A 6,472-nucleotide genomic window follows, 5' to 3' on the forward strand; every position below is an offset into this window, starting at 1 on the left:
ACCCCTCACCCCAACCCTCTCCCTATGGGAGAGGGGGCACGGCGCGGTTCACCGCACGCGGCCGAACCGATCAACCGGAGGCCGTACTATAGAATACTCTTCCGGCCGCGCCCGCTCAGGCGGCGGCCCGAGCGCAGAGGACCGCACGATCATGGCAGCAGGCGTCCGGGCGAGAGCCCTCCCGGCGGCGGAATCCGCGGAGCTGGAGCGGCGCCTTGCGGGAGCGGTGAGCGGCGAGGTCCGCTTCGATGCCTTCACCCGCGGCCGCTACAGCACCGACGCCTCGATCTACCAGATCATGCCGGCCGGCGTGGTCATGCCCCGGAGCGCGGAGGACGTCGCGGCCTGCCTGGGCGTCGCGGCCGAGCAGGGCGTCCCCGTGATCCTGCGCGGGGGCGGCACCTCGCAGAACGGCCAGCCGATCGGATCGGGCCTCGTCCTCGACTGCTCGCGCCACTTCGACGGCGTCCGCGCCTACGACCCGGAGGCCGGCACCGTCACGGTCGAGCCGGGCCACGTGCTGGAACGGCTCAACACGCGGCTGCGCGCCGATGGCTGGTTCTTCCCCGTGGAGCCCTCGACGGCGAGCCGCTGCACCATCGGCGGCATGGTGGGCAACAATTCCTGCGGCGCCCGCTCGCTGCGCTACGGCAAGATGAGCGACAACGTGCTCGGCCTCGACGCGCTGCTCCACGACGGCACCCCCTTCCACTTCGGGCCGACCGGCAACGATGCGGACGGCGTCGCCGGCTCGAGACCGGTCGCCGACCTCGCCCGGCGGATGCTGGCGCTGGCGGAGGCCCATCGCGACGAGATCGAGCGGGTCTATCCGCGGGTCCAGCGACGGGTCGGCGGGTACAATCTCGACAGCCTGATCGAGACCCGCCCGAACCTCGCCCATCTCCTCGTCGGCTCGGAGGGGACGCTGGCGGCCACCACCGCGGTGACGCTGAAGCTCTCGCGCCTGCCCGCCCACCGGGTCATGGGCGTGTGCCACTTCCCCTCCTTCCGCGCCGCGATGGAGACGACGCGGGCGATCGTCGATCTGGCCCCGGTCGCCGTGGAACTCGTGGACAACAACGTGCTGGTGCTCGGTGCCGACATCCCGCTGTTCCGCACGACGCTCGCCGACATCACCCGCGGGCAGCCGAACTGCCTGCTGCTGACGGAGTTCGCGGGCGACGACCTCGCGGCGCTCAAGCGCGACCTCGGGCGCCTCGACGCCTGCATGGGCGACCACGGCTTCCCCGGCGCGGTGGTCGAGGTGGTGGAGCCGGCGCGCCAGCGCACCGTCTGGGAGGTCCGCGAGGCCTGCCTCAACATCATGATGTCGATGAAGGGCGACGCGAAGCCGGTCTCCTTCATCGAGGATTGCGCGGTGCCGCTCGAACACCTCGCCGACTACACCGACGCCGTCACCGAGGTGTTCGCCAAGCACGGCACCCGCGGCACGTGGTACGCCCACGCCTCGGTCGGCTGCCTGCACGTGCGCCCCATCCTCGACATGAAGCTCGGCGGCGACGTCGCCCGGATGCGCGCCATCGCGGAGGAGACCGCGGATCTGGTGCGCCGCTACCACGGCTCCTACTCGGGCGAGCACGGCGACGGTCTCTCGCGCTCGGAATTCGTCGAACCGCTGTTCGGCGCGCGCCTGACCCGGGCGTTCGAGGCCGTGAAGGACGCCTTCGATCCGGCGAACCACCTCAACCCCGGCAAGATCGTCCGCGCACCCAGATTCGACGACCGCCGGCTGTTCCGCTTCAAGCCCGACTACCGCGTCGCGGCGCCCGCGAGCCCCGCCCTCGACTGGGCGGACTGGGGCGGGTTCGGGCCGGCGGTCGAGATGTGCAACAACAACGGCACCTGCCGGAAGCTCGCGGGCGGGGCGATGTGCCCCTCCTATCGGGCCACGCGCGAGGAGCAGCACCTCACCCGCGGGCGGGCCAACACCCTCCGGCTCGCGATCTCCGGGCAGCTTGGGCCGGACGCCTTCACCAGTCCCGAGATGAAGCGCACGATGGACCTGTGCGTCTCCTGCAAGGCCTGCCGCCGGGAATGCCCGACCGGCGTCGACATGGCCCGCATGAAGATCGAGTTCCTGCACCACTACCACGCCCGTCACGGCCTGCCCCTGCGGGAGCGGCTGGTGGCCGAGCTGCCGCGCTATGCCGGCGTCGCGGCGGCGCTCGCCCCGCTCCTCAACCTGCGCGACCGGGTGCCGGGGCTCGCGCATCTCTCGGAGCGGGTCGCGGGCCTCTCCGCCCGCCGCTCGCTGCCGCGCTGGGGACGGCCCTGGCGCGAGGCGGGCGAGCTCGCCCATCCCCAGGACGTCGTGGGGGAGTTCCGCGACGTCGTGCTGTTCGGCGACACCTTCAACCGCGCCTTCGAGCCGGAGAACCTCGAGGCGGCCGAGCGGGTGCTGCGCGCCGCGGGCTACCGCCTGCACCGGGTCGGCCCGGCCCGGGGCCGGCGTCCCCTCTGCTGTGGGCGCACCTATCTCGCCTCGGGCCAGACCGACCGGGCACGCGCCGAGGCGCGGCGCACCCTCGCGGCCCTGCTGCCCTACGTCCGGGCCGGCGCCCGGGTCGTCGGGCTGGAGCCCTCCTGCCTCCTCACCTTCCGCGACGAGTTCCTGGCGCTCCTGCCCGGCGAGGAAGCCCGCACCCTCGCCGGAAGCGCGGTGCTGTTCGAGGAACTGCTCGCGACCGACCTCGCGGCGGGACGGACCGAGCTGAAGCTCGCCGACCAGGGCGGCCGGGTGGCCCATCTGCACGGGCACTGCCACCAGAAATCCTTCGGCGCGATGGGCGCGGTCGAGACCGTGCTGCGCCGCGTCCCGGGCCTCGACCTGCGGGTGGTCGAATCGAGCTGCTGCGGCATGGCCGGCGCCTTCGGCTACCGGGCCGAGACGATCGACGCGTCCTTCGCCATGGCCGAGCTCTCCCTGTTTCCCGCGCTCCGGGCGGCCGGGCCGGACGATCTGGTGGTGGCCGACGGCACCAGCTGCCGCCACCAGATCCACGACGGCCTGGGCCGGCGGGCCGAGCACGTGGCGCGCGTGCTCGACCGGGCCCTGCGATGACCGCGGGGCCCTCCGGCGACCGGCCGGTCCGGACAGGGCTCCCTCAGCCCGCGAGGCCGAGGGCGGCCCGCGCCTCCGCCGGGGTCGCCACGCGGCGTCCGTGGCGCGCGATCGCCTCGACCGCGAGGCCGACGAGCTCGGCGTTGCTCGAAGCCAGCCGGTCCTTCGTGATCCGGATGTTGTCCTCCAGACCCGTGCGCACGGCGTCGGCGCCGCGGGCCAGCGCCCAGTCCATCACGCGGGCCTGCTCGCGCCCGATCCCGGCGGCCGTCCAGGTCGCCTGCGGCAGGACGCGGCGCAGCTCGGCCAGCAGGATGTCGAGCAGGTGCTCGTCCGCCGGCATCGCGTTCTGCACGCCCATCACGAACTGCACGTGGGGGCGCGCATCCATCAGCCCGGCCTCGACGAGGCGCCGGGCCCCGTGCAGGTGCGAGAGGTCGAAGATCTCGATCTCCGGCCGCACGCCGTAGCGCTTCATCTGCGCCGCGAGGTCGGCCACCAGGGTGGCGTGGTTCTCGTAGACGATCGTGGGAAAGTTCACCGAGCCGGTGGAGAGCGAGGCCATGTCGGGCCGGTGCTGGAGCGAGAGGCCGCGGCTCGCCGGGTCGCGGCCGCGGCCTCCGGTCGAGAACTGCACGATCATGCCGGGGCAGTGCTTGCGCAGCCCCTCCTGGACGGCCGCGAACTTCTCCGGGTCGGACGAGGGCGTCTCGTCGTCGTTGCGCACGTGGATATGGGCGAGCGTCGCGCCGGCCTCGAAGGCTTCCAGCGTCGCGGCGATCTGCTCCGAGACCGTGACGGGCACCGCCGGGTTGTCCCGCTTGCGCGGTACCGAACCGGTGATCGCCACGGCGACGACGACGGGGGGCTGGCCTGTCATGCGGGTCTCTCCGAGAGCGAAGGCGCCGGCTTCACCGCGGCGACGCCGCGGCGACCGGCCGACCTTGCGCCCGCCATCCTCCAAGTCGCGCCCCCCCGCAACCCCGGCCATCGTGCCGGGCACCGGGCATCGGCTTCCCGGGACCCGAGAGGGCCTCGGCGAGCGTGGCCCGGGCTCGGCTGACACGGCTTTTCATGGTTCCGGTCTGACACCCCATCACGGCCGCCGCCGCCTCGTAGGTCATGCCCTGGGCTCCGACGAGGAGGAGCGCCTCGCGCTGGGATGCAGGCAACGTGGCCATAACCTCCCACACCTTCTGCAGGTCCATGCCGTGTTCCTGGACCGCCGGCGTGGCAAGCCGCGCAGCCAGCGCGCCGTCCGCATCCTCGACCTCGCGCTTGTGCTTGCGACACTCGCTGTAGAACTGGTTACGGAGAATCGTGCAGAGCCACGCCTTGAGATTCGTTCCGGCGACGAACTGCTCCTGCTTGGTCCAGGCCTTCAGCACGGTTTCCTGCACAAGATCCTCGGCGCGGGCAGGATCCGTGACGAGGGACAGGGCGAAGGCCCGCAAGCCCGGTATCACGGCGAGGAGGCCGTTCTGGAAGTCCGCGGCCGCCTCGGTCCGATCCGGTATCAGACCGTCGATCTGCGCGATCAGGGCCATCAAGTGTTCAGACGGCCGCGCCTCGGGCAGGGCACCGTAGAGCGCCCGCAGCTCGCAGCCGAGATGATCGAGCCACGTCCCCGGCGCGGGCGCTGCCGGCGCGACGCGTCGATCGCCCAGGGGAGCCTGACCAAGGCCGCTCGCTATCAGCATGTCCCTCAACCCGCATGAGCCGGGCTGCCCCACGGGCGATCGCCCGGTGATCCAGCCGTACAGTGAACACCTAACCCCGACGGGGTGGGGGATCGTTCCCAATCCCGTCGCGTTTGCGGTGTGGATCCGGGAAGACGGCTCATGTGATGCGAAGACGCGTGACCTACAGCATCGTCGACTGCCCCGACGGGCGATTCGCCGTCGTGGCCATCTCGGCTTCCGGTACCGCGTATTGCCGCGACGGGTTCCTGACTCTCGCGGAAGCCGAAACCTGCGCCGAGTCCCTGTGCACCGTGATGGCGGTCTGCGGCGCACCTCTCATGCGACGGGACGGCGGCCCGGGCCGCATCCCTCCCTACGCGCCATACAGGCCGAACGCGCGGCCGTTCTAGGGGAACGGATGCTGTCGCGACCGTGTCGGTGCGGCCGGCATGCGTTCAAAGATGTCCATCGACGTGATGCAGGGGCCCGGCATGGTCCGCCACCCCGATCAGGCCCACTTCGGCATGCACGCCGGCGTCCGCGGGCGCGTGGCTCGTTGCGGAATTCGGTCCGTGGCCGGCATCGGCCGCGAACACGAGGTTGCCGTGCGCGTCGAGAGCCGCCGCAAGGGGCTTGGCTCGGCCCTGATCCTCCGCGGCAACCGGGTGGTTCGCATCGGCCGCCCCGTTCTGTGCGCGCGCCGCTGGCACACCCGCCGCGGCGCCGTCCGGCGTCGGTCCGCCAGGTATGCCTGGATCGACCTTGTCTCTGCCGTTGCCGCTTGAAGGGCCGGTCCGGTCGAGGCCCGCGCCGGGTGCATCGCTGGCGCTTGGACCCTCCGGAGCGCCTGCCTCGCCAGCCGACAGCGCTGCGTGGGTGGCGTCCGTGGAGGCATGCGGCGTTGGTCCGCCCTGCTCGCCGGGCTCGAGCTTGTCCCTGCCGTTGCCGGCGGAGTGCCCGGGATTGTCCAGGCCGTTGCCCGGCGACGCGGCGGTCGCGTGCTCTGCACCTACGCCCTTGGCCGGCCCATGTCCCGCCGTCGCAGCCCCGGCGGAGGTGTCCGCGGCCGGCCCGGCATGCTCGCCGGGATCGACCTTCTCCTTGCCGTTGCCGGCGGATTGCCCGGGATCGTCCAGGCTCTTCCCCTGCAACCCATCGGCCGTCGCGTGCTCCGGAACGGCTCCCTTGCCTACCGATGGCCCGCCAGTCGCGGCGTCCGCGGAGGCGCTCGATGTCGGTCCGCCACGCTCGCCGGGATCGACCTTATCGTTGCCGGCGGATCGTGCGGGATCGTTCGGGCCGCTGCCCGGCGACCCAGGGGCATTCGAGGCGCCCGCGTCCGCTGCCGCGCTCTCGTTATGCCCATCGGGCGCAGTCTCTGCCGTCGCATCCGTGCCCGGCCCGCCATGCGCGCCCGAATCGACCGTGCGCCCGCCGTCGCCGGCGGATCGCCAGGCTACGTCGAGATCGGTGCGGGCTGCCTCGGATGCCGGCAGGTCGGCCGGCTTGCCACCGCGCTCGAACGCCGGTGTCGCTGCGGTGACGTCCTGATGGGTCGCGTCGGCCCGGCCCGCGCCCTTCTCGTCGCCGCGCTGGCCCTGCGGCCGGCCGGGAGCGTCGTCGCCGTCCCGGTCGTCCGGCCCGGGGGCGTGCGGCGGCTCTTCGCGATGCGCCGTCCGGCCGGTCGCGGCATGGATCGCGCCCGCCC

4 protein-coding genes and 1 pseudogene are annotated in these 6,472 nt (G+C 72.7%); 2 read left to right on the forward strand and 3 right to left on the reverse strand.

Annotated features, from left to right (window positions below; genetic code table 11):
• Positions 1-151: 151 nt before the first annotated feature.
• The gene (locus tag AX737_RS06650) at positions 152-3,082 is read left to right on the forward strand and encodes an FAD-binding and (Fe-S)-binding domain-containing protein (RefSeq protein ID WP_066920028.1); all 2,931 of its coding nucleotides are present in this window, start codon (positions 152-154) and stop codon (positions 3,080-3,082) included.
• A 43-nt stretch (positions 3,083-3,125) separates the two neighbouring features.
• Here the strand turns inward: AX737_RS06650 and AX737_RS06655 are convergent, their stop codons facing one another.
• Positions 3,126-3,962, reverse strand: coding sequence for a 3-keto-5-aminohexanoate cleavage protein (locus tag AX737_RS06655; protein WP_066920034.1), 837 nt, complete (start codon positions 3,960-3,962; stop codon positions 3,126-3,128).
• A gap of 31 nt (positions 3,963-3,993) precedes the next feature.
• Complete coding sequence (locus AX737_RS06660; protein ID WP_245293403.1) at positions 3,994-4,815, reverse strand: sigma-70 family RNA polymerase sigma factor; 822 nt, start codon at positions 4,813-4,815, stop codon at positions 3,994-3,996.
• A 125-nt stretch (positions 4,816-4,940) separates the two neighbouring features.
• On the opposite strand from AX737_RS06660, the gene AX737_RS06665 reads away from it, so the two are divergent.
• Positions 4,941-5,174: a hypothetical protein gene (locus AX737_RS06665; RefSeq protein WP_197430481.1), complete on the forward strand. Its 234-nt coding sequence runs from the start codon at positions 4,941-4,943 to the stop codon at positions 5,172-5,174.
• 45 nt (positions 5,175-5,219) lie between these two features.
• Here the strand turns inward: AX737_RS06665 and AX737_RS34150 are convergent.
• Positions 5,220-6,472, reverse strand: a pseudogene (locus AX737_RS34150) (hypothetical protein); the annotation flags it as partial.

It is taken from the genome of Methylobacterium sp. CCH5-D2 (assembly GCF_001556475.1).
Lineage (GTDB): Bacteria > Pseudomonadota > Alphaproteobacteria > Rhizobiales > Beijerinckiaceae > Methylobacterium > Methylobacterium hispanicum.

Bases quoted from the DNA above. Each gene is read 5' to 3' on its own strand.
- AX737_RS06650 (WP_066920028.1), top strand. From the start codon at position 152: ATGGCAGCAGGCGTCCGGGCGAGAGCCCTCCCGGCGGCGGAATCCGCG.
- AX737_RS06655 (WP_066920034.1), bottom strand. From the start codon at position 3,962: ATGACAGGCCAGCCCCCCGTCGTCGTCGCCGTGGCGATCACCGGTTCG.